This is a genomic window from Cupriavidus sp. GW821-FHT07C08 (genome assembly GCF_059419025.1).
Genome location: NZ_JBWKQZ010000006.1, coordinates 216,613 through 240,937, shown reverse-complemented (window position 1 = coordinate 240,937; position 24,325 = coordinate 216,613). Strand labels below are relative to the sequence as shown.

Below are 24,325 nucleotides of genomic sequence, written 5' to 3'. Positions count from 1 at the left end.
CAGGCGCGGTCAGGGTGACGCCGGCGCGGCCCGCGCCGCAACGATCGCCAGCATTGGCCGCTCACGCTCCATGGCCAGGGCCGGCTGCGCGGCAACCTGCGCGTCAGTCGGTCCCCATTCCTCCACGTGCGCAACGGAGAACCCTGCGCGGATCAGCGCGTTGAGCGTGGTGCCGAGTGTCCGGTGATACTTGACCAAGCGGCTGCCCAGCCAGTCCGTGTCGCGGCGCCCCTCTGACTGGTAGCTGTCCACCGGCCAGACTGGACGGCCGTCCGCACCGACCTGCCAGCCTGCCTGGCGCGATGCCATGAACACAGGATGCTCAATCGAGAACACCAGCCAGCCGCCGGGCACCAGCGCCGCGCGAAGGCCTGCAAACAGGCGCGGCAGGTCCCAGATGTAGTGGAAGGCCAGCGAACTGTAGGCCACGTCGAAGCTGGCGGGCGGCAACGCCAACGTCTCCAGGTCGGCCAGCCGGTAGCCGACCGTTGCCGGCAGTTCCATGCTGCGTGCGCGCTCCAGCATGCGTTCGGAAACGTCGAGGCCAAGCACCTCGGCCGCGCCCTCGGCCGCCGCCCAGCGGCAGAACCAGCCATAACCGCAACCAAGGTCGACTACGCGCAACCCTTCCATGGCCGGCAGCTGCGCCCGCAGCGCCGGCCATTCCGGGGCCCCGTCCAGCCCCTGGCGGGAGCGCTGCAACTGGCTGTAGCCGGCGAAGAAATCGGGATTGTCGTAGATGTTCTGGGTCATGGGTCTGGAATGTCCGCAGCTTGACGTCAACCTGGCCGCGCCAGCGAGCGAAAATCGATCGCATCCGTGCTCACCGCGGCAATCTTCGGCCCGAAGCTCCGGATATTCGACAACGTCGCATTGTGATGCTCGCGAATGCGCGCTGCCTCGGCGTGCGGCTTGTCGTGCGTCGTGTGCGCGTCCGCGGCGATGGTCACAGCGTAGCCATTCGCCGCCGCGCGGCGCACGGTGGTGTCAACGCAGAACTCGGTGGCATAGCCGCACACGACCACATGCTTCACATCATGTCCAGCAAGGACCGTCTGGAGTTCAGTGCGCAGGAAGCTGTCAGGGGTGCGCTTGCCGATCCGGTAGTCACCCGGTTCGACCTGAAGCTCAGCGGACAGTTGCCATGCCGGTGAACCTTGCCGCAGGGCGTCCTCATTCTCATGCTGGATGAAGATGACCGGCACGGCTGCCTGACGGGCCCGTGTGCTCAGGGTGTTGATATTGGTGGCAACCGCGGCGACATCGCCTGGCAACGGTGCCGAATCGACCAGGCCGGCCTGGAAATCGATGATGATCAGTGCGCAATTCATGTTGTGCTCCCGTGAAGGTGGTCGACTGTAGCTTGCCGGCGCTACGGCTGCACCCGCAATGCCAGGAACGTCCCGTTCGGCTGGAACAGCTTCAGTGCGTCCACGGCCTCTTGCGCCGGCGCGCGAAACTCCATGCGCCAGCCGGGCAGCTCCGCGATCTCGAAGGTCTGGCCCTCGGACGGCAGCAGGTGGTAGCGGGGTTGCCCCGTGATGGTCATGAGCAGGTGCCCGGCCGCATCCAGCGCGACTTCGATGCGCTGCACGCTGTGCCGGTACTCGCCGGCGCAGCGCGCGCGGAAGGCGGCCGTGGTCGCGTCGCCGCTTGCCATGCGGTGGAAGACAATATCGTCGACCAGCGGCTCCAGCGGTGCCGCAATGCGGTCGATGGTGCCTTCCCGGTTGTAGAGGAAGGTGAGGGCCAGGTTGTCGGGATGGATTTCGGCGGGCTTTTCGGCCGTGCTGAACACATCGTAGTGACGATGGGCGAGCTGGCCGGACATGCCGCGCCAGCGCCAGGAGAGTCCATCGCCATCCGCACCGATGGTGACTTGCCCGTAAGCGGGGTGCGAGTAGTCGCCTGCGTAATCGTGCAGCGGATGGCTGGGGCTGGTGCCGGTATGCTGCTGCGCTTGCCGTGCCGCCTGGTTGATCTGCAGTTGTGCGAGCATTTCGTGGCGCCGGGCCTGCATGCAGGTAAACCAGTCGATGGGCGGATGCCCGCACAACTGGTCCAGAGCCGCATAGGTCAGCAGCGCGGTCACCGCGCTGGGTGCCCGGTTGGTCAGCACCGCAATGCCGATGCGCCTGGATGGCATCAGCGTCATCAGCGCCGCCCAGCCCAGCCAGCTGCCGGAGTGCGAGACCGTGCGCTCGCCACGGTATTGCTCGACCTTGAGGCCAAGGCCGTAATGCTGATCGCCGACCTCCGGGAACTCCGACATGCCGATATGCACGCCCGGCGTCATCATGTCGCGCACGATCGCCGGCGATAGCAGCGCACGCCCGCCAACCTTGCCTTCATCCAGCAGGCAGCGCATCCATTTCGCCAGGTCCTCTACCGAGGTGGCGAGGCCACCGGCCGGCTTCACAATGGACGACAGGCTGGCTCGCAGGCGTTCGTCGCCAACCATCGTATGCGGGTGCGCGTGGTCGGGAGCGGCGGCCAGGGCCTCGGCGGAGAAACCGAAGCGTGAGAAGCCCAGCGGCCGCAGCAGGCGCTCCCCGGTGAAGTCCTCCCAGCGCTGGCCGCTGAGGCGCTCGGCCACATGGCCGGCGATTACGTAGCCAAGGTTCTGGTACTGCCAGCGTTCGCGCAGGTCACGGCTGGGCGCCAGGTGGCGCAGCCGTGCCAGCAGCTCGCTGGTATCAAGGTCGCCCGGTGTATGGAGCCAGTCGTGGCGCGGCATGCCGCTGTGGTGGCAGAGCAGGTCGCGCACCGTGATGCGCTCGGTGGTGACGGCATCGTGCAGCCGGAATCCCGGGATGAGGTCGCGCACGGGCGTGGTCCAGTTCAGCTTGCGCTCGTCCACCAGCAGGCCCAGGCCGGCGGCGGTGAAGGACTTGGTGATCGAGCACAGCATGAACTGCGTGGCGGTTGTCACCGGTGCAGATCCGGCGCTGTCACGGACCCCGTAGCCCCGCATCAGGACGGGCTCGCCGTCGCGGATCACGGCCAGCGCAAGCCCGGGGATCTCCCAATCGGCCATCGACTCTTCGACCAGTGCATCGAATCCGTTCAGCATGAGGCGTTCCTGGGGTATGGGCTCCGTATGCTGCCATGTCCTGGCGACGCAGTCGCCGCTTGCTCGAAGTGACTGTGCCTGGTTCGCGACATCTCCAGCGTTGTCACTGGCATATTTGTGATTGTTGGCGCACTCCAGGCAACCATTCCCCCTTCTGGCCAGGGCATGCCCCTCTCTCGTAGGGATCAGTTCGGCCCGTCGCGTCCGTTAGAGCCAGCGCAATAAAGAGCACGGATACGCCAGAAAGTCGCCAGGGCAAAGTACCCCGGCCGGATCGCGGACGCCGAGCCGACCAGCAGGAACGGGCGCGCAGTGTTGCATGCAGCAGTCGGGCATGCAGGGTTGGATTCAAAGCAAAAGAAGCGCATACGTCTTATTGGACGGTAAGGGGAGTGATCATGAATTTCAGGAGTCTGTCTATCCGCACGCGGCTGCTGGCCGGGTTCGGCACGCTGGCGGGCATGGTGCTGGTGGTGTCCGCGTATTCGCTGCATGCGCTCGGCGATGCGACGGCAGGTTTCAATGACTACCTGAACGGGCTCAATGCCCGCGCGGACATGGCCGCGCAAGTGCGCAGCGCGGTGGACCGGCGTGCCATCGCGGCGCGCAACCTGGTGCTGGTGACCGATGCGGCGGAACTGGAGCGCGAGAAGGCCGATGCCTTGCGCGCGCATCAGGACGTGCATGCCCGCCTGGCGCGGCTCAATGAGATGGTGCGCCAGCCCGGCATCAGCGACGAGGCGCGCAAGCTGGTGGAGGAGGTGGCGAAGGTCGAGGCCCAGTACGGCCCGGTTGCCACCGGCATCGTCGGCCTGGCGGTGGAGCGCAAGATCGAGGAAGCCGTTTCCCGTATCGACAAGCAATGCCGTCCGCTGCTGGCGGCGCTGGTCAAGGCGACCGACGCCTATGCGGAGTTCACCAAGACGCGCCAGAAGGAGATGGAGCGCAGGCTGGAGGCGGACTATGAGCGCCAGCGCAACCTGCTGATCCTGATTTCCCTGGTATCGGCAGCGATCGCTGTCGTTGGCGGCTTGCTGGTCACGCGTGCCATCACTCGGCCGATCCAGCGCGCCGTGGAGGTGGCCGGCACCGTGGCCAGCGGCGACCTGGGCGCACGTATCGAGGTGGATCGCGATGACGAGACCGGTCGCCTGCTTGCCGCGCTGCGCGACATGAACGAGCGCCTCACCGCCACCGTCACCCAGGTGCGTGCAGGCAGCGGCAATATTGCCGTGAGCACCAGCGAGATCGCGCGCGGCAACGCTGACCTGAGCAGCCGCACCGAGCAACAGGCGGCGTCGCTGGAAGAAACCGCGGCGAGCATGGAAGAGCTGACCGAGACCGTGCGCCTGAATACCGACAACGCCCGCCAGGCCAGCGAGCTGGCGCGCAGCGCGGCCGACGTGGCGCAGCGCGGCAGCGCCACGGTGCAGCGCGTGGTCGGCACGATGCAGGACATCAGTGCCAGTTCATCCAAGATCGCCGAGATTACCGGCATCATCGAAGGCATTGCCTTCCAGACCAACATCCTGGCGCTGAACGCGGCGGTGGAGGCTGCGCGTGCCGGTGAGCAGGGCCGCGGCTTCGCCGTGGTGGCCAGCGAGGTGCGCGGCCTGGCGCAGCGCTCATCGAGTGCGGCCAAGGAGATCAAGGACCTGATCGAGGCGTCGGGACGCCAGGTGCACGACGGTGCGTCGCTGGCGGCAGAGGCGGGCCAGACCATGGCCGAGGTGACCCAGGCGGTGGCGCGCGTGACCGGCATCGTGGAAGAGATTGCCACGGCGTCCGCCGAACAGACCCGCGGCATCGAGCAGGTCAACCAGGCCATCGTGCAGATCGACCAGGTGACGCAGCAGAACGCGTCGCTGGTGAACGAAGCTGCCAACGCGTCGCGCGCGCTGGAGGAGCAGGGCCGCGAACTCACTGAGGTGGTGGCGTTCTTCCGCCTGCCGGGCGAAGGCGGCGCCTCGCACCTGGGTGCCGATACGCTGGCCTCGCAGCGGCGCGCGGCGCACAGGCTGGCCGCGGCATAGCGCCACGCCGGGGCGGCGTGGCTGCAAGATGGCCCCGGGGCGGGTAAACTGGCCGGTCCCAGCCTCCTTGCCACCGCCATGACCGCCCTGCCTATCTCCTTCGACGACGTCGCCGCCGCCCACGAACGTATCCGCGCGGCGGCCCACCGCACCCCGGTGCTGACGTCCGCCACCGCGGACGCGGCCACCGGCGCGCAGCTGTTCTTCAAGGCCGAGAACTTCCAGCGCATCGGCGCCTTCAAGTTCCGCGGCGCCTACAACGCCATCGCCCAGTTCACGCCGCAGCAGAAGGCGGGCGGCGTGCTGGCGTTCTCTTCCGGCAACCATGCCCAGGCGATCGCGCTGTCGGCCCGGTTGCTGGGCGTGCAGGCGGTGATCGTGATGCCGCAGGACGCCCCCGCGATCAAGATCGAAGCCACGCGCGGCTATGGCGCCGAAGTGGTGCTGTACGACCGCTACCAGGACGACCGCGAAGCGTTGGGCCGGCGCATCGCCGCCGAGCGCGGCATGACGCTGATCCCGCCGTATGACCATCCGCATGTGATGGCGGGGCAGGGCACGGCCGCCAAGGAGCTGTTCGAGGAAACCGGCCCGCTGGACATGCTGGTGGTGTGCCTGGGCGGCGGCGGGCTGCTGTCGGGCTGCGCGGTGGCGGCCCAGGCGATGTCGCCCGGCTGCGCCGTGTACGGCGTCGAACCCGAGGCCGGCAACGATGGCCAGCGCAGCCTGCGCAGCGGTGAAATCGTCCGCATCGAAACCCCGCGCACCATCGCCGATGGCGCGCAGACGCCGTTCCTGGGCAACCACACCTTTGCCGTGATCCGCGAACTGGTGACGGACATCGCCACGGTGTCGGATGCCGAACTGGTCGACACCATGAAGTTCTTCGCCGGGCGCATGAAGATCGTGGTCGAGCCCACCGGCTGCCTGGCTGCCGCAGCGGTGCTGCACGGCAAGCTGGATGTGAAGGGCAAGCGCGTGGGGGTCATCATCTCGGGCGGCAATGTCGACCTGGGCGCCTTTGGCAGCTTCCTGCTGGGTTGAGTTGGGCGGCCGGGAATCCTGGACTGGTCCCGGCCGTCTAACCTGTAATCCGCGACGACAATGCCAGGGGTGGCCATGACGGACAAGCGCCACTATGACGTGCTGGACACCGGCGCCGGCAAGCCGGTCAAGCTGTGGACGCGCGGCGTCCCGCTGGAAAGCGCTGCCCGCGAGCAACTGCTGAACACGGCGCGGATGCCGTTTATCTTCCGCCATCTCGCGGTGATGCCGGATGTACATCTGGGCAAGGGCTCGACCATCGGCTCGGTGATCCCGACCGTGGGCGCGGTGATTCCCGCCGCGGTGGGCGTGGACATCGGCTGCGGCATGATGGCCGTGAAGACCTCGCTCACCGCCGCTGACCTGCCCGACAACCTCGGGCCGCTGCGCAGCGCGATCGAGCATGCCGTGCCGCACGGGCGCACCGCGCAAGGCGGGCGGCGCGACCAGGGTGCCTGGGGCTCGGCCCCGGCGCCCGTTGATGCGGCATGGGCCGAAATGGCGCCGGGCTTTCGTCGCATCACCGACAAGTATCCGCACCTGGCGCGCACCAACCATCGCAATCACCTGGGCACGCTCGGCACCGGCAACCACTTTATCGAGGTGTGCCTGGACGAGGCCCAGTCAGTCTGGTTCATGCTGCACAGCGGCTCGCGCGGCGTCGGCAATGCCATCGGCACGACCTTCATTTCTCTGGCGCAGCAGGACATGCGCAAGCACCTCGCCAACCTGCCGGACCGCGACCTGGCCTACCTGGTCGAAGGCTCCGAGCATTATGAGGACTACATCTTCGCCGTGTCGTGGGCCCAGGCCTACGCGCGCCGCAACCGCGAACTGATGATGGAGGCGGTGCTGGCAGCGGCGCAGCGCGTGCTGCGCAGGCCGTTCCAGGCGCGGCTGGAGGCGGTCAACTGCCATCACAACTACGTGCAGAAGGAACACCACTTCGGCGCCGAGGTGCTGGTCACGCGCAAGGGCGCGGTCAGTGCGCGCGTGGGCGAGTTGGGCATCATCCCGGGATCGATGGGCGCGCGCTCGTTCATCGTGCGCGGCAAGGGCAACCCGGAGTCGTTCTGCTCATGCAGCCACGGTGCGGGCCGCACCATGAGCCGTAGCGAGGCCAAGCGCCGCTTTACCGTGGCCGACCAGGTGCATGCGACCGAGGGAGTCGAATGCCGCAAGGACGCCGCCGTGATCGACGAGATCCCGATGGCGTACAAGGACATCGATGCGGTAATGGCGGCGCAGGCTGACCTGGTGGAGATCGTGCACACGTTGCGGCAGGTGGTGTGCGTGAAGGGGTGAGTGGGCCGGTGCCCCAGGGTGGGTCAGTCGACGAGCAGATTGATTTTCGTCGCGAATTTCTGCCAGCGATCGATGTCGGAACTCACCAGCTTCTGGAATTCAGCGGGCGTGCTTGTCGTCGTGGCAAAGCCGAGCTGCGTCAGCGATGCCTTGATCTCGGGCTTGGCGATGGCCCTGGCGATTTCCGTGTTCAGCCTTTGCACGATCTCGGGCGGCGTATTTGCCGGGGCGAGGATGCCGAACCACTGGTCGACGTCATAGCCGGCCACGCCAAGCTCGCTCACGGTGGGTACGTCGGGCAGAAACGGCGAGCGCGCCTTCGAGGTGACGGCCAGCGCGCGCAGCTTGTTGCTTTTCAGGTAGGGGATGGTGTTGGTCAGCGTGTTGACGCTGACATCGGCCTGGTTGCCGAGCACGTCGGCGATGGCGGGGGCGCAACCCTTGTACGGCACGTGCAGCATATCCATCTTTGCCGAGACCTTCAGTAATTCGCCGGCCAGATGCTGCGGGGTGCCGTTGCCGCACGACGCGTAGCTGGGGGGTGAGCCGCTCCTGCCGGCCGCCAGCAGGTCGCTGAAGGTGCGGATCTTTGAATGCGATGGCACGGCGATCACCGATGGCACCGACGCGAAGGTGATGACGGCGCTGAAATCGGACTTGGGATTGAACTGCAGCTTCTTGAAGACGCTCGGGTTGATGGCAAAGCTGCTGTTGACGATGAGCAGCGTATAGCCGTCGGCAGGGCTCTTGGCGACGAACTCGGCGCCAATATTGCCGCTGGCGCCGGGCCGGTTGTCGACGACCACGGGCTGCCCCAGCGACTTGCTGAGGTCATTCCCGATCAGGCGCGCAAGGGAATCGGTTCCCCCTCCGGCCGGGAACGTCACCACCACGCGGATCGGTTTTTGCGGGAAGGTACTGGCGATATTGGCTTCGGCGCGCCCGGGCAGGGTGCCCAGGCTGCCTGCGACAAACAGGAGCGATGCCAGACTTCTGACGACGGATAGGGGTCTCATTGATATGCCTCGTCGGTTAGGGTGAAGGAAGCGGAAAAGCCGGTCAATCGGGGTCTATACGCACCGCCTGGCAGTACTCGCCGCCAGCGCGCACCAGTGCCGCAGCCGCCTCAAGCGCTTCGGCGGAGCCGGCGTGGATACGGTAGAGCGGTTGCCCTGGCGCTACCTTTGCACCGATCGCGCACAGCATGTCGATGCCTGCACCGCCATCGCGCGGCGCCCCGGCGGCGCGCGCCACGCCGGAAATCTGCAGGCCATCGACGCCCGTGACCCGGCCCCGCATGGCGGCGGGCACGACCTGCGTATGCGTACCCGGCGCCACTGGATCGGGGCGAACGCCCTGCGCGGCGGCAATGCGATCGAACGCGGCCCTGGCCTTGCCTTCATGCAGCAGCGCGGTCGCAATTTGCATGCCGTGTTCGGGCGAGTCCACGCGGGGATCGAATGCGATGATTTCGCCGGCAAAGCGCAGGGCCTTTTCACGCAGGTCGGCAGGTGCATCGGGCGCGTTGTCGAGCACGAGTCGGACGTCGCGCACTTCCAGTGCGGGCCCGATGCCGCGCCCGATCGGGCGGCTGCCGTCCGTGACCAGTGCGCGTACGTGCAGGCCCAGTCCCTTGCCGACGTGTTCGAACAGCGTGCCCAGCGCCTCGGCATCGGCGCGCGTTGCCAGCTTGGTTTGCGGCCCGTAGGGCAGGTCGACGATGACGTGGGTAGCGCCGGCGGTGTACTTCTTCGACAGGATCGACGCCACGGACCAGCGCCGCGAATCCAGGCGCAGCGGCCGCGTGATGGCGTTCATCACATCGTCGACCACGGAATGGTTCAGCCGTCCGTTCCACGCGATGCAGGCGCGCGCCTGGGCCACGCATTGGCGCACGTCTTCATGCGCCAGGTCGACCCGTGCGATGGTCTCCATGGCATCGGCGGTGCCGGCGGCAGAGGTGATCGCGCGCGATGAAGTCTTGGGCATCGCCAGCCCGTAGGCGGCGACGATCGGCACCACGATCAGCGTGATGCGGCTGCCGGGAACGCCCCCCATCGAATGCTTGTCGACGACTACCGGTTCGTCCCAGTCGATGCGGGGTGTGAAGGCGGTACGCGCGCGTGCCAGTGCCACCACTTCCTCGTCTGTGAGCGTGCGGGTGGCGGCAACGAGGAACTCGGTCAGCTCTGCCTCGGTGTACCGCCCGGCGATCGCGTCCTGCAGCACGGCGACGTAGGCAGCTTCGTCGAGCGGCTCGCCGCGCAGCTTGGCCATCAGGTTGGTGCGGCTGGCCGGCCGTTCGGCGGCGGATGCCCTGGTGCCGTTGCGCAAGGCTTCGACAAAGCGTGCCGTGCCCGCTTCCAGCGTGCTGTCGTTCGACACTGTGATACACGGGACGTGTGGCGGCACCGGAGCCCCCGCGCGTGCCACGCGGCTGGCAACCTGGTCGCCCGATTCCCGCCCGCGCGCGGCAATGCGCCGGGCAAGCACGTCATGCGGTGCCGTCACCACGATCACTACGAAGCGGGGCAGGCGGGCCGCAAGTTCGGCGATGACGCCTCGCGAGCCATTGGCCACGACGTTGCGGCCGCGTTCGAGTTCGAGCATCAGGGAGCGGGGCAATCCGTAGCACAGGTCGTGCGCGTCCCAGGTCACCAGGAACTCTCCGCTTCGCTGGCGCCGCGCGAACTCGGCCTCCGTGACACCTTCGTGCGCTTCGCCAGCAGAGCCGTCAGGGCGGGTGATGACGCGCCGCGCAAAAACGTAATCGTCATCGAGCGCGGCACGTGCACCGTCGATCAGGGAGTCCTTGCCAGCGCCACTGGGCCCCACAACAAAGAAGAATGTGCCGGTCGCCTTCATGAGAATTACCTTAGATGTCGAAGTTGTGTGGCTATGCTAGCACCGGCCAGGGGGGTGTCAAGAAAAGTTCGATGTCTAAGGTAATGCAAGCAACGGGCCAGCGCCCGCAAATCCAGTGTGTACGCGGGATTCGCGCGCTTATAGGGGAAAACACGGGGAAGCAGGATGCGCGGTGACGGTGCCCCATGCATGGCTTGTGGGCATGGTGCACTGATGGAGTGAACGCTACATGGAGAGGCGTTGCCGATGAAGCGGTGATGTCGGCGTGCGGGCGCCGGAGGCGCTATCATGTGCGCTGTCGCTGGCACCGGGTCGTCTGGTGCCGCATGCATACGCTCTACTTTCCCTCACGACTATGGCCACAAAGAAGCCGGATGCTCCGGTCCCGATCACGCCTGCGGATGAAGCCGATGAAGAACGGCTTGCCCACCTGGTGAAGGATGCCGCCCGGGCCTATATCCGGGCGCTGCAGCTGCGCCTGGCGGAGCATTCGGTTTCGTATGGGCACTGGACCATCCTGCGTATCCTGTGGCGCCATGACGGCGTGTCGCAGCGAGAGCTGAGCGAACGGGCCGGCGTGACCGAGCCGACGACGTTTGCGGCAGTCAAGGCGCTGGAGGCGCTGGGCTACGTGGAACGCACGCATCTTCCCGGCAACAAGAAGAAGGTGCATGTGTTCCTGAGCAAGACCGGACGCGCGCTGCGCCGCAAGCTTGAACCGCTGGCGACCGAGGTGAATGAACTCAGCGTGGAAGGTGTGAGCGAAGAAGACGTGCTGACCACGCGCCGCGTGCTGATCACGATTGCGAAGCGGCTGGTCGCCGACGAAGTCGCGTCGGCAGAACATGGGCGGCGGGTCCCGTCGACACAGGAGGTAGGGCGCCTGCTCTCGGATCTGTAGGCGACCTGCAACGGAAAAGACCCTCGCCGGGCGAGACCGGCAAGGGTGAATGCCTTGGGTAGAAGGCGTGAATCGGTCAGAGCGATTGGGAGGCTGTTCCCCCCGGTGTCAGGCTTCGTCGAGCCCGATATCCACGGCAGGGGCAGACTGGGTGATCTTGCTCGTGGAGATGTAGTCCACGCCCGTTTCCGCGACGGCCCGGATCGTTTCCAGGCGGATGCCGCCTGAGGCCTCGACCTTGGTCCGGCCATTGACGATCTGCACGGCTTCCTTCATGTCGGGCACCGACATGTTGTCCAGCATGATCACGTCGACACCGGCTGCCAGGGCTTCGTGCACCTGTTCCAGCCGGTCGCATTCCACTTCCAGCTTGGTCAGCACGGGCAGCTTGCGGCGCACGCGTGCCACGGCGGCAGCGATACTGCCGCACACGGCGATGTGGTTGTCCTTGATCATCACGCCGTTGTCCAGGCTGAGCCGGTGGTTCAGGCCGCCGCCGCAGGTCACCGCGTGCTTTTCCAGCGCGCGCAGGCCTGGCGTGGTCTTGCGGCTGTCGATCAGGCGCGCCTTGGTATGGGCAATGGCCTGGGCATAGGTTGCCGTATGGTTGGCGATGCCGCACAGCCGCTGCATGATGTTCAACGCGGTGCGCTCGGCGGTCAGGACGCTGCGTGCATTGCCGCTCACGTTAAGCAGCACCGCGCCTTTCTCAACCTTGTCGCCGTCGGCGACGCGCACATCGACCGATAGCGTCGGATCGTAGCGCGCGAAGATGCGTGCCGCCACGTCGATGCCGGCGATAAGCATCGGCTCGCGGGCGTTCATGCAGAAGGTGCCGGTCTCTCCTGGTTCAATCATGGTCTGGACGGTCAAGTCGCAGATGCCGATGTCTTCGGTCAGCCAGAGGTCGATCAGCTTGTCGGTGGCGAAAATGTCGTACATGAAGGGCTCCTGAACGGTGGTTGCGGTACCTCAATAATCTTAGAGATCGAAGTACATGGTGCAATACTAGCCCTTCCATGCGCTATGTCAAGTAATATTCGAGATCTAAGATAAGACGCAAACCTACCGCGCAAACTGCCCCAGCACCGTCCCGACCGCCTCCAGCCCCGCCTCGATCATGTGCTGCATGTAGGTGCCCATCTGCGGCATCACCAGCATCAGCACCAGCAGCCCGCCGGACAGCGTGACCGGGAAGCCGACCGCAAAAATCGACAGTTGCGGCGAGGCGCGGTTCAGGATGCCCATCGCCAGGTTCAGCGTCAGCAGCGCCGCGATCATCGGCAGCGCCAGCAGCAGGCCGGATGAGAACACCATGCCGCCGGCGCGGGCCACGGCCATGGCGCCGCCGGCGGACAGCGGCGTGCCGCCGGGGTTGCCACCGATAGGCAGGCCGTTGAAGCTGTCCACCAGCGTGCCCAGCATCAGCAGGTGGCCGTCCAGCGCCAGGAACAGCAGCATCGCGATCAGGTTCAGGAAGCGCGACAGCACCATGGTCTGGCCGCCGGCGGCGCGGTCGAAGAACGAGGCAAAGGACAGGCCCATCTGCAGGCCGATGATTTCGCCGGCCTGCTGCACGGTGGCAAAGACCAGCCGCATGGCGAAGCCCGTGGCCAGGCCGATGCCGACTTCGTTGAGGATGATCATCAGCCCGCCGAAGGAATACACTGGCGCCACCGGCAGCTGCGCGATGGTGGGCGACACCACCATCGCAATCATCGCGGACAGCGCGATCTTGGCGCGGCGCGGGATGGTGGACTCACCGAACAGCGGCGCGGTGCCGATCAGGGCCAGGATGCGGAAGAAGGGCCACAGGAACGCCGCGAGCCAGCTGTAGAGCTGGGCTGAGGTGAATTCGACCACGGCGGAGAGTCAGCGGGCAGGGAGGGCGAGGGGGTGATGAAGGCGAGCGCGGCCGCAGTCAGTGCGCCAGCGCGGGAATGCTCTGGAACACTTCGCGCATGTAGTCGACCATGGAATTGATCATCCACGGCCCGGCCAGCACCATGGTGGCGAACAGCGCGATCAGCTTGGGGATGAAGCTCAGCGTCATCTCGTTGATCTGCGTCGCGGCCTGGAACAGGCTGACCACCAGGCCGGCGGCCAGCGCCACCAGCAGCAGCGGGGCGGCCAGCAGCAGCGTCATCTTCATCGCCTGGGTGGCGATGGTCATTACGGTCTCGGGTGTCATGGATCGGAGTCTGCGGTGTGTGGCGGGCGCTGGGGCTGCCTCAGTTCATGAAGCTCTGCGCCAGCGAACCCAGCAACAGCTGCCAGCCGTCGACCAGCACGAACAGCATCAGCTTGAACGGCAGCGAGATGGTGGCCGGCGGCACCATCATCATCCCCATCGCCATCAGCACGCTGGCAACGACCAGGTCGATGATCAGGAACGGGATGAAGATGGTGAAGCCGATCTGGAACGCGGTCTTCAGCTCGCTGGTGACGAAGGCCGGCACCAGGATGCTGAGCGGCACTTCCTCGGGGCCCTGCATCTCAGGCGCCTTGGCCATCTGCGCGAACATGGCCAGGTCCTTCTCGCGGGTCTGGCGCAGCATGAAGGCCTTGAGCGGCTCCGCGGCCTTGGCCGCGGCGGCTTCCAGGCTGATCTTGTTTTCCGACAGCGGCTTGTAGGCGTCGTTGTAAACGCGGTCGAACACCGGCGCCATCACGAAGAAGGTCAGGAACAGCGACAGGCCCACCAGCACCTGGTTGGGCGGCGAGCTGGCGGTGCCCAGTGCGCTGCGCAGCAGGCCCAGCACGATGATGACGCGGGTGAAGCCGGTCATCATCAGCATCGCCGCCGGCAGGAACGACAGCGAGGTCAGCAGCAGCAGCGTCTGCACCGGCAGCGACCAGATCTGGCCGCCGCCCGGGGCGGGCTTGCTGATGACGCCGGGCAGTGCCTGGGCCCAGGCCGGCGCGGGCACCAGCGCGGCAATGGCCAGCATCAGGGCGAGCAGGGACAGCAGCGGGCCCGGCAGCGGGCGCCGCAGCGCGGCACGCGGGAAATTCATGACTTGAAGTGGTCCTGCATCGAGCGCAGCAGCTTTTCGGCAAAGGTGCCGCCACCCGGCTGTTGCGAAGGGCCTGCACCGCCGGTGGCGGCGAGGGGATTGGCTGCGGTGGTGCCCGCAGGCAGGGTATGCAGCGGCCGGATTTCGCCGGGGCTCACGCCCAGCACCAGCCAGGTATCGCCCACCTCGACCAGCACCAGGCGCTGGCGTGCGCCCAGCATGGTGCTGCCGACCACCTTCATCGCGCCGCCGGTGGCGTGACGCACCAGGCCGGCGCGCCGGGCCACCCAGGCCATGCCCAGGATCAGCGCGACGATGGCGAACAGCCCCAGCCCGGCCTGCGCCAGGCTGGCCGCGCCGCTGATGGCCGGCACATGCGTGCCGTCGGCGGCCATGGCGGCCCCCGGCAGCACCGCAAGCACGGCCAGGCTGGCGCGCGTCTGCATGGTCATTTGTTCAGCTTCCGGATGCGTTCGGACGGCGTGATGATGTCCGTCAGGCGGATGCCGAACTTGTCGTTCACCACCACCACCTCGCCCTGCGCGATCAGGTAGCCGTTGACCAGCACATCCATCGGCTCGCCGGCCAGGCCGTCCAGCTCCACCACCGAGCCCTGCGCCAGCTGCAGCAGGTTCTTGATGGGCACCTTGGTGCGGCCCAGTTCCACGGTCAGCTGCACCGGGATGTCGAGAATCATCTCGATATCGTTGCGGAAGCCGCTCGGCGCTTCCTTCGCCAGCGGCTGGAACACGGTGGCGGCGGCCGGGGTGGCCGCGGGTTGGGCCGCCGGTGCGGCAGCTGCGGGGGTTGCGGCGGATGTGGCGCTGGTCTGCTCGGCCAGCGCGCTGGCCCAGTCGTCCATCGGATCGACGGGCTTGTCCTCGATGCCGTCACTCATAATCGCTGTCCTCGGTGTCCAGGTGGGAATCGCCGTCCTGGTGATTGATCATTCGTTCTACCCGCAGCGCGTACTGGCCGTTCATCGTGCCGAAGCCGCATTGCATGACGGGCACGCCGTCCACCTTGCCAAATACCTTCTCCGGCAGCTCGATCGGCAGCACGTCGCCGGCGCGCATCGCCAGCACTTCGGCCACGGTGCTCTGCAGGTGCGCGAACTCGGCCACCAGCTCCACCTCGGCCGCGCGCAGCTGCGTGGACAGTTGCGTGACCCAGCCCTTGTCGACTTCCTTTTCGTCCTGCAGCGGATTCATCAGCAGGTCTTTGAGCGGCTCGATCATCGAGTACGGCAGGCAGACATGAAGCTGCCCGCCGACGGCGCCCAGTTCGATATGGAAGGCGGTGGTCACCACGGCCTCGTTGTGGGTGGCGACGTTGGCAAACTTGGGGTGCATCTCCGAGCGGATGTACTCGGTCTCGATCGGGTGCACGGTGCGCCAGGCGTTGCCGTAGCTGGCCAGCGTCAGCTCCAGCATGCGCTGGATGATGCGTTGCTCGGTCTGGGTGAAGTCGCGGCCCTCCACGCGGGTGTGGAAGCGGCCGTCGCCGCCGAACAGGTTGTCCACCACCAGAAACACAAGGTTCGGGTCATAGACGAACAGCGCCGTGCCGCGCAGCGGCTTCAGGTGGACCAGGTTCAGGTTGGTCGGCATCGGCAGGTTGCGCGCGAAGTCGCCGAATTTCTCGATCCTGATGCTGCCCACGGTGATGTCTGCGCCGCGGCGGATGAAATTGAACAGCGCCGTGCGCATCGAGCGCGCAAAGCGCTCGTTGATGATCTCCAGCGTGTGCAGGCGGCCGCGGATGATGCGTTCCTGCGTGGCCAGGTTGTAGGGGCGCACACCGCCCTCGTCGAGCGCAGGCTCGCTGGCCTTGGGCGTATCGGCTTCGCCGGATACGCCCTTGAGCAGCTCGTCGACCTCGTCTTGCGAGAGGAACTTGTCGTAGGCCATCTAGTGTCCTGCCCCTTGTGCGGCGTTATGGATGAATCCGGTGCGGCCCTGGCTTGCGCTTACTGCACCACGAAAGAGGTGAAGAGCACGTCCAGCACCCGCTGCGCCGGCAGGCCGCTGGCAAACGGCTTGCTGATGGTGTCGCGGATGTCGTCGGCCAGCTTGCGCTTGCCTTCGACGGTGGCCAGGTCGGCCGGCTGCCTGGCCGACAGCAGCAGCAGGATGCGGCTGCGTGCCTCGGGCAGGTACTGCGCCAGGCGTGCCTGGGTCTCGGCATCGGCCACCTTCAGTGACAGGCCGGTGTGCAGGAAGCGGTCGCCGTCGTCGCTGCGCAGGTTGACGGTGAACGCGTCCAGCGGCACGAAGATCGGCGGCGGCACGACCGGGGCGGCGGGCGCAGCGGGCGCCGCCGGCTGGCGGTTGCTCAGCACGCTGCCCAGCACGAAGCCTCCGGCGCCCAGTGCCACCACCAGCACGCCGGCGCCGATCAGCAGCAGCCGGCCGCGCTTGCCTGTGTTGCCAGTCCGGGGAGGGGGAGCCGTGTTCGCCATGAGAAGCCTGTATCGGAATGCCTGCCATTCTTCCGGAATCGCAGGCCAGCAAAGGGCCGAAAAAAAGGGGGAAACCCTTTCAGCTTGGCCATTTGAGCGGAAAGGGAGCAGGCACGGCTACGCGAGCGGGCGCTTCGTGATGCGCGCCTGCAGGCTGGTTAACGCTTGATGTCGTGTGAACTTGAGTGCGGGTGCGAGCTGCCGCGATTCCTGGCCGGGCCGCCGGGCAGGTCCCAGGAGCGCCATGAGGCATTCCCTACTACGCTAGTCGGGTAGTGATTCATGTGGGTTCGTCGACCACCAAGTTTTCAACGCATTGATTTGCATAATATTTTTTGTTTTCACTCTTATATAAGATATAAGACATTTGACCAAGGAGCGGCTTCGGACTACAATCGCGACGTAACGAGATTTTCTAAACCTAATTACTCAGCAGGTTCCCATGCTTGAAAACTATCGCGCACATGTGGCCGAGCGCGCCGCGCTTGGCATCCCCCCTCTGCCCCTGACCGCCAAGCAGACGGCCGAGCTGGTCGAACTGCTGAAGAACCCGCCCGCCGGTGAAGAGCAGAACCTGGTGGAACTGATCACCTACCGCGTGCCGGCCGGCGTGGATGACGCCGCCAAGGTCAAGGCTTCGTACCTGGCCGCCGTGGCGCTGGGTAAAGAGAAGTGCGCGCTGATCTCGCGCGCCAAGGCGACCGAGCTGCTGGGCACCATGCTGGGCGGCTACAACATTTCGCCGCTGATCGAGCTGCTGGATGATGCCGAAGTGGGCACCGTCGCCGCCGAGGCGCTGAAGAAGACCCTGCTGATGTTCGACGCCTTCCACGACGTCAAGGAAAAGGCGGACAAGGGCAACGCCAACGCCAAGTCCGTGCTGCAAAGCTGGGCCGACGCCGAGTGGTTCACCAGCCGTCCGGAAGTGCCGCAAAGCCTGACCATCACCGTGTTCAAGGTGCCGGGCGAAACCAACACCGACGACCTGTCGCCGGCGCCGGACGCCACCACCCGCCCGGACATCCCGATGCACGCGCTGGCCATGCTGAAGAACAAGCGCGAAGGCGCTGCGTTCCAGCCGGAAGAAGACGGCAAGCGCGGCCCGGTCAAGTTCATTGAATCGCTGAAGGAAAAGGGCCACCTGGTCGCCTACGTGGGCGACGTGGTCGGTACCGGCTCGAGCCGCAAGTCCGCCACCAACTCGGTGCTGTGGTTCACCGGCGAAGACATCCCGTTCATCCCGAACAAGCGCTTCGGCGGCGTGTGCCTGGGCAACAAGATCGCCCCGATCTTCTACAACACCATGGAAGACGCCGGCGCGCTGCCGATCGAGCTGGACGTGTCGAAGATGGAAATGGGCGACGTGGTCGAACTGCGCCCGTACGAAGGCAAGGCCCTGAAGGACGGCGCAGTGATCGCCGAGTTCAAGGTCAAGTCCGACGTGCTGTTTGACGAAGTCCGCGCCGGCGGCCGTATTCCGCTGATCGTCGGCCGTGGCCTGACCGCCAAGGCGCGCGAAGCGCTGGGCGTGGCCCCGTCGACGCTGTTCCGCCTGCCGCAGAACCCGGCCGATACCGGCAAGGGCTTCACGCTGGCCCAGAAGATGGTCGGCCGCGCCTGCGGCCTGCCGGAAGGCAAGGGCATCCGCCCGGGCACCTACTGCGAACCGAAGATGACCTCGGTGGGCTCGCAGGACACCACCGGCCCGATGACCCGCGACGAGCTGAAGGACCTGGCCTGCCTGGGCTTCTCGGCCGACCTGGTGATGCAGTCGTTCTGCCACACCGCCGCCTATCCGAAGCCGGTCGACGTCAAGACCCACCACACCCTGCCTGAGTTCATCAGCACCCGCGGCGGCATCTCGCTGCGTCCGGGCGACGGCGTGATCCACTCGTGGCTGAACCGCATGCTGCTGCCCGACACCGTCGGCACCGGCGGCGACTCGCACACCCGCTTCCCGATCGGCATCAGCTTCCCGGCAGGTTCGGGCCTGGTGGCCTTTGCCGCCGCCACCGGCGTGATGCCGCTGGACATGCCGGAATCGGTGCTGGTCCGCTTCAAGGGCAAGATGCAGCCGGGCGTGACCCTGCGCGACCTGGTCAACGCGATTCCGCTGTACGCGATCAAGCAAGGCCTGCTGACCGTGGCCAAGCAAGGCAAGCAGAACATCTTCTCGGGCCGCGTCCTGGAAATCGAAGGCCTGCCCGACCTGAAAGTCGAGCAAGCGTTTGAACTGTCGGACGCCTCGGCGGAACGTTCGGCCGCCGGTTGCACGGTGCGCCTGAACAAGGACCCGATCATCGAATACATCAACAGCAACATCACGCTGCTGAAGTGGATGATCGCCCAGGGCTACCAGGACCCGCGCAGCCTGCAGCGCCGCATCAAGGCCATGGAAGCGTGGCTGGCCGATCCCAAGCTGCTGGAGCCGGACGCCGACGCCGAGTACGCCGCCGTGATCGAGATCGACCTGGCCGACGTGCATGAGCCGATCGTGGCCTGCCCGAACGACCCGGACGACGTCAAGACCCTGTCGGAAGTTGCCGGCGCCAAGATCGACGAAGTGTTCATCGGTTCGTGCATGACCAACATCGGCCACTTCCGCGCAGCTTCCAAGCTGCTGGAAGGCAAGCGCGACATCCCGGTCAAGCTGTGGGTGGCTCCGCCGACCAAGATGGACCAGAAGCAGCTGACCGAGGAAGGCCACTACGGCGTGTTCGGCACCGCCGGTGCCCGCACCGAAATGCCGGGCTGCTCGCTGTGCATGGGCAACCAGGCACAGGTGCGTGAAGGCGCCACGGTGATGTCGACCAGCACGCGTAACTTCCCGAACCGCCTGGGCAAGAACACCAACGTGTACCTGGGCTCCGCCGAACTGGCCGCGATCTGCTCGCGCCTGGGCCGCATCCCGACCAAGGAAGAGTACATGGCCGACATGGGCGTGCTCAATGCCAACGGCGACAAGATCTACAAGTACATGAACTTCGACCAGATCGAGGACTTCAAGGAAGTGGCCGACGGCGTGACGGTGTAAGCCGCGCAGTCAGGCTGGCATGAAGAAGGGGCCCCGCTTGCGGGGCCCCTTTTTTGCTTTCTGCGACACGCCGCGGCGCAGGCGGATGGTTCAGTCCAGCGGAACGCCGTGGCGCGCGGCGTACGCCACCACTTCGGCGGTGTTGTGCAGGTCGAGCTTGCGCATCAGGTTCTCGCGGTGCTTGCGTGCGGCCCTGCATCGCGCGGTGCAGCCGGCCGAGACCGCCTGAGGCCCTGCGCTGCATGCATGGCACGGGCGGTTTATGATCGGGCTTTTCCATTGTCCGGCGCCTTCTTGCGCAGTGCGCAAGCGCCTGAACCAGGAGCCCGTGTGCCCGATCTGTCCGCTTTCCCCATCACCCGCAAATGGCCGGCGCAGCATCCCGACCGCATCCAACTGTATTCCCTGCCTACGCCCAACGGGGTCAAGGTGTCGATCATGCTGGAGGAGACCGGCCTGCCGTATGAACCGCACCTGGTGCGCTTCGACGCCCACGACCAGATGTCGCCCGAGTTCCTGTCGCTGAGCCCGAACAACAAGATCCCCGCCATCCTCGATCCCAACGGCCCGGGTGGCAAGCCGCTAGCGCTGTTCGAATCGGGCGCGATCCTGCTCTACCTGGCCGACAAGTCGGGCAAGCTGATCCCGGCCGACCCCGCGCGCCGCTACGAAACCATCCAGTGGGTGATGTTCCAGATGGGCGGCATCGGGCCGATGTTCGGGCAGGTGGGCTTTTTCCACAAGTTCGCCGGCAAGGAGTACGAGGACAAGCGCCCGCGCGACCGCTACGTGGCCGAAAGCCGGCGCCTGCTGAATGTGCTGAACCAGCGGCTGGAAGGGCGCGACTGGATCATGGGCGACGAATACACCATCGCCGACATCGCCACCTTTCCGTGGGTGCGCAACCTGGTTGGCTTCTATGAGGCGGGCGAACTGGTCGGCATTCAGGACTTCCCGCATGTCAGGCGCGTGCTGGAGGCGTTCGTCAAGCGCCCGGCCGTGGTGAAGGGGCTCGATACGCCGCACCGCGGCTGAGGCAGCCGCGGCGTGCGTGGCCATCGTCCTACACGGTGGCTTCCCCGGCGCCTACAGAGGGGCGGGTGGCCCGCATCCTATAGTCCAGGGACAGGCGCGCCGCCCCGCGTTGCCCGAGGAGCCCGGATCATGCCGATGCCCACCGCCATCTCCCTGTTGCGTGTCGTCCTGCTGGCGGGCGCCACCGCTGCGCTCGCCGCCTGCGGCGAATCGGCCAAGCTGCCTTCCGAAGCGGGCTTTGGCCCCATGCCGCAGCTGCCGCCACCCAACCAGACCGCGATCCCCACCGTCAGGATCGCGCCTGCCATCGGCTGGGCAGCGGACCAGCGCCCGGTGCCGGCCGCAGGCATGGCGGTGACGGCCTTCGCCGACAAGCTGGACCATCCGCGCTGGGTCTACGTGCTGCCCAACGGCGACGTGCTGGTGGCCGAGAGCAATGCCCCGCCCAAGCCCGATGACGGCAAGGGCATACGCGGCTGGATCATGAAGAAGCTGATGAAGCGCGCCGGCGCCGGCACTCCCAGTGCCAACCGCATCACGCTGCTGCGCGACACCAACGGCGACGGCGTGGCCGACCAGCGCTCGGTGTTCCTGCAGGACCTGAACTCGCCGTTCGGCATGGCCCTGGTCGGCAGCGATTTCTACGTGGCCGCCACCGACGCGGTGCTGCGCTTCCCGTACCAGCCCGGACAGACCCAGATCACTGCCGCGCCGCAGAAGGTGGTGGACCTGCCCGGCGGGCCGCTCAACCATCACTGGACCAAGAGCCTGATCGCCAGCCGCGACGGCAGCAAGCTGTACGTGACGGTGGGCTCCAACAGCAACGTCGGGGAGCACGGCATGGACAAGGAGGTCGGCCGCGCCGCTATCTGGGAGGTCGACCCCAAGACCGGCGCGCACCGGATCTTTGCCAGCGGCCTGCGCAATCCCAACGGCATGGCGTGGGAGCCGGTCACCGGCATGCTCTGGACTGCCGTCAACGAGCGCGACGAGATCGGCAGTGACCTGGTGCCGGACTACATTACCTCGGTGCGCGACGGCGGCTTCTATGGCTGGCCCTACAGTTACTACGGCCAGCATGTCGACGCACGCGTGAAGCCGCCGGCGCCGGACCTGGTGGCCAGGGCCATCGTGCCGGACTATGCCGTGGGGGCACACACCGCATCGCTCGGGCTGGCCGCCGCCGGCGGCAACAGCTTGCCGGCGCGCTTCAGCGAAGGCATGTTCGTCGGCCAGCACGGGTCGTGGAACCGCAGGCCGCTGGCGGGCTACAAGGTGATCTTCGTGCCGTTCAGCAAGGGCCGCCCCAACGGCGCACCGTTCGACGTGCTGACCGGCTTTCTCGATGAGGACGGCAACGCGCGCGGGCGCCCGGTGGGTGTGGCGATCGACCCGCGCGGCGGACTGCTGGTGGCCGATGACGTCGGCAATACGGTGTGGCGGGTCAGCGGCGCGAAGTAGGCGGACCATGGCGCGGCAGCGGCGGCACTGCGCCGCTAGAATGACGGCGTCCCCCCCACGCCGAGTCCGCTGCCGCCCATGTCTCTCACTGTCTTCGCAGTCGTCCTGCTCGCCGCGTTCCTGCATGCAGCCTGGAACGCGGTGGTCAAGGGTGGCGGCGACAAGACGCTGTCGACGGTGATGGTGGCGGTGAGCGCCGGCCTGATGGGCGCCGTGGCGCTGCCGGCGTTGCCGCAGCCGGCGCCGGCGAGCTGGCCGTTCATCGCCGCGTCAGTGGGCGTGCACGTGGTGTATTTCGCGCTGGTGGCACGCATCTACCACACCGCGGACATGAGCCAGACCTACCCCCTGATGCGCGGCACCGCACCGCTGCTGGTGGCGGTGGCCAGCGTGGGCTGGCTGGGCGAGCACCTTTCGGGGCTGGCGTGGGGCGGCATCGCCGTGGTCAGCCTGGGCATCCTGGCCATGGCGGGCGGCGGTCACGGTGCCCGCGCTGCCGCTGGCAGCCGTGAGGGCATGTGGCTGGCCCTGCTGAACGCGCTGGTGATCGCCGCCTATACGCTGATCGACGGCACCGGCGTGCGCCGCTCCGGCGCGCCGGTAGCGTATGCGTTCTGGATCTTCGTGCTGACCGCGGTGCCGCTGGCGGCGTGGGCGCTGGTGGCGCGCCGGCCGGCGCTGGCGGGCTACGTGCGGCGCAACCTGGTGTTGGCACTGGTGGGCGGCGGCGGCACGCTGGCGTCCTACGGGCTGTCGCTGTGGGCGATGACACGCGCGCCGGTGGCTCCGGTGGCGGCCCTGCGCGAGTCCTCGATCCTGTTCGGCGCGCTGATCTCCGGCCTGCTGCTCAAGGAGCGCGTGGGCGCCGCCCGCCTGGGCGCGGCCTGCCTGATCGCCGCCGGCGTGGCCACGCTGCGTTTTGCCTGAGGGCAATCCGGGTGCCCGCCAGGGCGCCCGGCTGCTGCGCGCCGCCGGCGCTGTCTATACTTGGTCTTACCGGGGTCATACGGCGGAGGGGTACTGCGTCCGCGCAAACCGGCAGCCTGGCATCGACGCCGAGGAGAGGGCATGGACCACACCGCAGATTCGTTTCGGGCCTTTGAGCTGGCTGGCTGGGAAGATCCCGAGGTCGTCAGCCAGTACCAGGAGCATCTGTCGCATGTGACCCGGCAATCGGTCGAGTCCCTGCTGGATGACGCCCATGTGGCCAGCGGGCTGCGCGTGCTGGACGTGGCCACCGGCTCCGGCCATGTCGCGGCGGGGGCGGTGCGGCGCGGCGCCGAGTCCGTCGGCATCGATTTCTCGCTGGCGCAGGTGCAGCTGGCGCGCAAGCTTCATCCGGATGTCCATTACGAGCAGGCCGATGCGCAGGCGCTGCCGTTCGGCGATGCCAGCTTCGATGCCGTGGTCAATGGCTTCGGCATGTGCCACCTGTCCGACCCCGACGCCGCGCTGGCCGAAGCCTTCCGCGTGCTGCGCCCGGGCGGGCGCATCGCCTTCACCGTGTGGGACACGCCCGAGCGCGCGGTCGGCTTCGGCGCGGTCTATGCCGCGATCCGCGCCTGCGGCTCGATGGAGGTCGATCTCCCCGTGGGGCCGAACTTCTTCCTGTTCAGCGATCCGGGCCATTGCCGCACCGCGTTGCAGCAGGCCGGCTTTGTCTCGCCCACCTGCCGCAGCGTGCCGCAGGTATGGCGCTTCTCCACGCCCGACCAGCTGTTCGATGCTTTGGCCCAGGGCACCGTGCGCGCCGCCGCCACGCTGCGCGCGCAGACCCCCAGGGCCCGCGATGAGATCCGCGCCGTGCTGCGCGGCACCGTCGCCGCCTATATGCGCGGCAGCGGCTTCGAGGTGCCGATGCCGGCGGTGCTGGCGGCGGCGGTCAAGCCCTGAGGGCGGCACCCACGCGCCCGTCGCGGCGCGGATGCCGCCGGGAGTGTTGGAGATCGACCGACATCCCCGTTGCCAGCGTTGGCCTGGCCCCACCATCCCATCCCCGGAAAGTGCCGTAATCCCCGCCGCAACCAGCCTTGCGGCGGTGGCACGGTCATTGCGCAATGGACAGCGAGCGCGGCCGCCGCGGCTCGTTGTGCCAC

Annotated in this window: 22 protein-coding genes; 9 read left to right on the top strand and 13 right to left on the bottom strand. The window is 67.0% G+C overall.

Translation table 11 applies throughout. The annotated features are described in order from the left end of the window. Positions 1-9 precede the first annotated feature (9 nt). The 3 genes from AC07UK_RS10810 to AC07UK_RS10800 are packed head-to-tail and all read right to left on the bottom strand — an operon-like array spanning position 10 to position 3,073. Entirely contained in the window at positions 10-753 is a 744-nt protein-coding gene (locus AC07UK_RS10810; RefSeq protein ID WP_436224051.1) for a class I SAM-dependent methyltransferase, read from the bottom strand. A 26-nt stretch (positions 754-779) separates the two neighbouring features. Continuing rightward, positions 780-1,331 carry a cysteine hydrolase family protein gene (locus AC07UK_RS10805; RefSeq protein WP_494685674.1) on the bottom strand — a complete coding sequence of 184 codons (552 nt, stop codon included), beginning with the start codon at positions 1,329-1,331 and terminating at the stop codon, positions 780-782. Between the two features lie 41 nt (positions 1,332-1,372). Further along, complete coding sequence (locus AC07UK_RS10800; RefSeq protein WP_494685673.1) at positions 1,373-3,073, bottom strand: serine hydrolase; 1,701 nt, start codon at positions 3,071-3,073, stop codon at positions 1,373-1,375. A gap of 398 nt (positions 3,074-3,471) precedes the next feature. Here AC07UK_RS10800 and AC07UK_RS10795 point away from each other — a divergent pair, with 398 nt between their 5' ends. The 3 genes from AC07UK_RS10795 to AC07UK_RS10785 all read left to right on the top strand — a co-directional run bounded on the left by AC07UK_RS10795 (position 3,472) and on the right by AC07UK_RS10785 (position 7,455). Next, a complete protein-coding gene (locus AC07UK_RS10795; RefSeq protein WP_436224048.1) occupies positions 3,472-5,106 on the top strand; it encodes a methyl-accepting chemotaxis protein in 1,635 nt (544 codons plus the stop codon). 78 nt (positions 5,107-5,184) lie between these two features. Further along, complete coding sequence (locus AC07UK_RS10790; RefSeq protein WP_436224047.1) at positions 5,185-6,150, top strand: threo-3-hydroxy-L-aspartate ammonia-lyase; 966 nt, start codon at positions 5,185-5,187, stop codon at positions 6,148-6,150. A gap of 75 nt (positions 6,151-6,225) precedes the next feature. Continuing rightward, positions 6,226-7,455, top strand: coding sequence for an RtcB family protein (locus AC07UK_RS10785; protein ID WP_436224046.1), 1,230 nt, complete (start codon positions 6,226-6,228; stop codon positions 7,453-7,455). Positions 7,456-7,478: 23 nt separating this feature from the next. On the opposite strand, the gene AC07UK_RS10780 is transcribed toward AC07UK_RS10785, so the two are convergent. Next, positions 7,479-8,471 (bottom strand): tripartite tricarboxylate transporter substrate binding protein, encoded by a 993-nt coding sequence (locus tag AC07UK_RS10780; RefSeq protein WP_436224045.1) that lies wholly within the window; start codon positions 8,469-8,471, stop codon positions 7,479-7,481. A gap of 43 nt (positions 8,472-8,514) precedes the next feature. After that, a complete protein-coding gene (gene phnN, locus AC07UK_RS10775) occupies positions 8,515-10,320 on the bottom strand; it encodes a phosphonate metabolism protein/1,5-bisphosphokinase (PRPP-forming) PhnN (RefSeq protein ID WP_494685672.1) in 1,806 nt (601 codons plus the stop codon). A 355-nt stretch (positions 10,321-10,675) separates the two neighbouring features. Here phnN and AC07UK_RS10770 point away from each other — a divergent pair, with 355 nt between their 5' ends. Continuing rightward, positions 10,676-11,221: a MarR family winged helix-turn-helix transcriptional regulator gene (locus AC07UK_RS10770; protein WP_041228799.1), complete on the top strand. Its 546-nt coding sequence runs from the start codon at positions 10,676-10,678 to the stop codon at positions 11,219-11,221. Positions 11,222-11,329: 108 nt separating this feature from the next. On the opposite strand, the gene nadC is transcribed toward AC07UK_RS10770, so the two are convergent. The 8 genes from nadC to fliL form a co-directional block, all read right to left on the bottom strand. Further along, a complete protein-coding gene (nadC, locus tag AC07UK_RS10765; RefSeq protein ID WP_018313570.1) occupies positions 11,330-12,163 on the bottom strand; it encodes a carboxylating nicotinate-nucleotide diphosphorylase in 834 nt (277 codons plus the stop codon). A gap of 123 nt (positions 12,164-12,286) precedes the next feature. Beyond that, on the bottom strand, positions 12,287-13,084 hold the full coding sequence (fliR, locus tag AC07UK_RS10760; protein WP_436224043.1) for a flagellar biosynthetic protein FliR: 798 nt from the start codon (positions 13,082-13,084) through the stop codon (positions 12,287-12,289). A 58-nt stretch (positions 13,085-13,142) separates the two neighbouring features. Further along, positions 13,143-13,412, bottom strand: a complete 270-nt coding sequence (gene fliQ / locus AC07UK_RS10755) for a flagellar biosynthesis protein FliQ (protein ID WP_010810398.1) — start codon at positions 13,410-13,412, stop codon at positions 13,143-13,145. A gap of 40 nt (positions 13,413-13,452) precedes the next feature. After that, a complete protein-coding gene (gene fliP, locus AC07UK_RS10750; RefSeq protein WP_494685671.1) occupies positions 13,453-14,238 on the bottom strand; it encodes a flagellar type III secretion system pore protein FliP in 786 nt (261 codons plus the stop codon). After that, on the bottom strand, positions 14,235-14,690 hold the full coding sequence (fliO, locus tag AC07UK_RS10745; RefSeq protein ID WP_436224042.1) for a flagellar biosynthetic protein FliO: 456 nt from the start codon (positions 14,688-14,690) through the stop codon (positions 14,235-14,237). The genes fliP and fliO overlap by 4 nt, the downstream gene beginning before the upstream one ends. Further along, positions 14,687-15,136, bottom strand: a complete 450-nt coding sequence (gene fliN / locus AC07UK_RS10740; protein WP_013952211.1) for a flagellar motor switch protein FliN — start codon at positions 15,134-15,136, stop codon at positions 14,687-14,689. Before fliN ends, fliO begins: the two co-directional genes overlap by 4 nt. Further along, entirely contained in the window at positions 15,129-16,148 is a 1,020-nt protein-coding gene (gene fliM / locus AC07UK_RS10735) for a flagellar motor switch protein FliM (protein WP_013952212.1), read from the bottom strand. The genes fliN and fliM overlap by 8 nt, the downstream gene beginning before the upstream one ends. A gap of 59 nt (positions 16,149-16,207) precedes the next feature. After that, entirely contained in the window at positions 16,208-16,699 is a 492-nt protein-coding gene (gene fliL, locus AC07UK_RS10730) for a flagellar basal body-associated protein FliL (protein WP_494685670.1), read from the bottom strand. A 442-nt stretch (positions 16,700-17,141) separates the two neighbouring features. On the opposite strand from fliL, the gene acnB reads away from it, so the two are divergent. The 5 genes from acnB to AC07UK_RS10705 all read left to right on the top strand — a co-directional run bounded on the left by acnB (position 17,142) and on the right by AC07UK_RS10705 (position 24,122). Then, positions 17,142-19,733, top strand: coding sequence for a bifunctional aconitate hydratase 2/2-methylisocitrate dehydratase (gene acnB / locus AC07UK_RS10725; protein WP_436224040.1), 2,592 nt, complete (start codon positions 17,142-17,144; stop codon positions 19,731-19,733). Positions 19,734-20,063: 330 nt separating this feature from the next. Then, positions 20,064-20,768: a glutathione S-transferase N-terminal domain-containing protein gene (locus AC07UK_RS10720; RefSeq protein WP_436224039.1), complete on the top strand. Its 705-nt coding sequence runs from the start codon at positions 20,064-20,066 to the stop codon at positions 20,766-20,768. Positions 20,769-20,897: 129 nt separating this feature from the next. Further along, on the top strand, positions 20,898-22,229 hold the full coding sequence (locus tag AC07UK_RS10715) for a PQQ-dependent sugar dehydrogenase (protein ID WP_436224038.1): 1,332 nt from the start codon (positions 20,898-20,900) through the stop codon (positions 22,227-22,229). Positions 22,230-22,307: 78 nt separating this feature from the next. Beyond that, positions 22,308-23,156 (top strand): EamA family transporter, encoded by an 849-nt coding sequence (locus tag AC07UK_RS10710; RefSeq protein WP_494685669.1) that lies wholly within the window; start codon positions 22,308-22,310, stop codon positions 23,154-23,156. Between the two features lie 141 nt (positions 23,157-23,297). After that, positions 23,298-24,122, top strand: coding sequence for a class I SAM-dependent methyltransferase (locus AC07UK_RS10705; protein ID WP_436224036.1), 825 nt, complete (start codon positions 23,298-23,300; stop codon positions 24,120-24,122). The last annotated feature ends 203 nt before the right edge of the window (positions 24,123-24,325 follow it).

What these genes read in the sequence shown, in the direction of transcription:
- AC07UK_RS10810 (WP_436224051.1), bottom strand. Translation starts at nt 753, where the DNA reads ATGACCCAGAACATCTACGACAATCCCGATTTCTTCGCCGGCTACAGC.
- AC07UK_RS10805 (WP_494685674.1), bottom strand. Translation starts at nt 1,331, where the DNA reads ATGAATTGCGCACTGATCATCATCGATTTCCAGGCCGGCCTGGTCGAT.
- AC07UK_RS10800 (WP_494685673.1), bottom strand. Translation starts at nt 3,073, where the DNA reads ATGCTGAACGGATTCGATGCACTGGTCGAAGAGTCGATGGCCGATTGG.
- AC07UK_RS10795 (WP_436224048.1), top strand. Translation starts at nt 3,472, where the DNA reads ATGAATTTCAGGAGTCTGTCTATCCGCACGCGGCTGCTGGCCGGGTTC.
- AC07UK_RS10790 (WP_436224047.1), top strand. Translation starts at nt 5,185, where the DNA reads ATGACCGCCCTGCCTATCTCCTTCGACGACGTCGCCGCCGCCCACGAA.
- AC07UK_RS10785 (WP_436224046.1), top strand. Translation starts at nt 6,226, where the DNA reads ATGACGGACAAGCGCCACTATGACGTGCTGGACACCGGCGCCGGCAAG.
- AC07UK_RS10780 (WP_436224045.1), bottom strand. Translation starts at nt 8,471, where the DNA reads ATGAGACCCCTATCCGTCGTCAGAAGTCTGGCATCGCTCCTGTTTGTC.
- phnN (WP_494685672.1), bottom strand. Translation starts at nt 10,320, where the DNA reads ATGAAGGCGACCGGCACATTCTTCTTTGTTGTGGGGCCCAGTGGCGCT.
- AC07UK_RS10770 (WP_041228799.1), top strand. Translation starts at nt 10,676, where the DNA reads ATGGCCACAAAGAAGCCGGATGCTCCGGTCCCGATCACGCCTGCGGAT.
- nadC (WP_018313570.1), bottom strand. Translation starts at nt 12,163, where the DNA reads ATGTACGACATTTTCGCCACCGACAAGCTGATCGACCTCTGGCTGACC.
- fliQ (WP_010810398.1), bottom strand. Translation starts at nt 13,412, where the DNA reads ATGACACCCGAGACCGTAATGACCATCGCCACCCAGGCGATGAAGATG.
- fliP (WP_494685671.1), bottom strand. Translation starts at nt 14,238, where the DNA reads ATGAATTTCCCGCGTGCCGCGCTGCGGCGCCCGCTGCCGGGCCCGCTG.
- fliO (WP_436224042.1), bottom strand. Translation starts at nt 14,690, where the DNA reads ATGACCATGCAGACGCGCGCCAGCCTGGCCGTGCTTGCGGTGCTGCCG.
- fliN (WP_013952211.1), bottom strand. Translation starts at nt 15,136, where the DNA reads ATGAGTGACGGCATCGAGGACAAGCCCGTCGATCCGATGGACGACTGG.
- fliM (WP_013952212.1), bottom strand. Translation starts at nt 16,148, where the DNA reads ATGGCCTACGACAAGTTCCTCTCGCAAGACGAGGTCGACGAGCTGCTC.
- fliL (WP_494685670.1), bottom strand. Translation starts at nt 16,699, where the DNA reads ATGGCGAACACGGCTCCCCCTCCCCGGACTGGCAACACAGGCAAGCGC.
- acnB (WP_436224040.1), top strand. Translation starts at nt 17,142, where the DNA reads ATGCTTGAAAACTATCGCGCACATGTGGCCGAGCGCGCCGCGCTTGGC.
- AC07UK_RS10715 (WP_436224038.1), top strand. Translation starts at nt 20,898, where the DNA reads ATGCCGATGCCCACCGCCATCTCCCTGTTGCGTGTCGTCCTGCTGGCG.
- AC07UK_RS10710 (WP_494685669.1), top strand. Translation starts at nt 22,308, where the DNA reads ATGTCTCTCACTGTCTTCGCAGTCGTCCTGCTCGCCGCGTTCCTGCAT.
- AC07UK_RS10705 (WP_436224036.1), top strand. Translation starts at nt 23,298, where the DNA reads ATGGACCACACCGCAGATTCGTTTCGGGCCTTTGAGCTGGCTGGCTGG.